The following is a 1,042-nucleotide window of genomic DNA, read 5'->3' on the forward strand; positions in this document are numbered from 1 at the left end:
GAGATAACCCACCAGCTCCGGAAGCACCTGGAGCTCCGAAGGCATGACAATGTGTGTCCCGCGAATATTCTCCGTGTAGGTCTTTGAGCCGCTGAGCAACCCCTCATGGGTGCGGGACTCTGTGACAATGACCCGATCCTGCTTGCCAACAATGCTAGCGGCCACCTCTGCCGCCTGGGGAGGTTGGCATCTCAGAATACTGTTTGATTTGCTCTTGCCGTTGAAACAGCAATTATGAGGTGACACAAGAATCGTTCAGGGCAAGGGGGCACCTACTCAAGTTCACTGGGATCAATGCCCCGCTCTCGTAGTTTGGCCTGTGCCCGTTCTAGTTTTTGCTGGACCTGATTGCGTTCTTGAAACAGCAGAATAAAAAACTAAATTTAACCAGTTTTCGAGCGTTTCAGCGTTTTTCCGTAGATTCCGCTAAGAAAATTGCTTGCTAATGAGAATAACTCTCTTTAACGAGAATAGGAGCGATCGCGACAACCTCACGTCTTATCAGCGTTGACACTGTTAACAACGTTTACCAGTTTGGGCATACCAAAGTAGCGCTATCAACCGCAGTGCAAGCGTTAACACCGTATACGTTGTTTACAAAGATGGAAAAACCGTTAGTCGCTACTAGGGTGCCGCATTCATGGGCAGCGCAGATCGAAGAACTCTCACAGGAAACGGGGAAGTCTCAAAGTGAAATCGTGAGAGAGGCGATCGCGCAGTATCTGGGTAAGACGGACCCGGAGGCGGTGGCGACGATGGCAAGGCGGCTCAGCAAACTAGAGCAGCAACATAAGAAGCTGGCGCAGTTGATTTAGAGACGATCGCCCTCCCTGAAATTATTCCTACAAAGGCTAGCGAAGGTGAACAGCGGTTGAGCCTGCTACTGCTTTACGGCGTGGCCCTAAGCCAACCCTACATATAGCTAACTCTAAAACGGCGGCTGTTGATGCAGTAGTAGAAAAAGTGCGATCGCTCTGCAATCAAGGCTATTCACCGGCTGACATTGCGATTGTCTATCGCTGGAAGGGATATAAGGAAGCTG

1 protein-coding gene is annotated in these 1,042 nt (G+C 50.2%); it reads left to right on the forward strand.

All coding sequences use genetic code 11. The features are described from left to right. The first annotated feature begins 629 nt into the window (after positions 1-629). A complete protein-coding gene (locus tag QJQ48_RS28350) occupies positions 630-815 on the forward strand; it encodes a ribbon-helix-helix protein, CopG family (RefSeq protein ID WP_346294513.1) in 186 nt (61 codons plus the stop codon). Positions 816-1,042 lie beyond the last annotated feature (227 nt).

Origin of the sequence: Sphaerothrix gracilis Ecp01, assembly GCF_030405905.1 — a bacterium.
Taxonomy (GTDB): Bacteria; Cyanobacteriota; Cyanobacteriia; order Phormidesmidales; family Phormidesmidaceae; genus Sphaerothrix; species Sphaerothrix gracilis.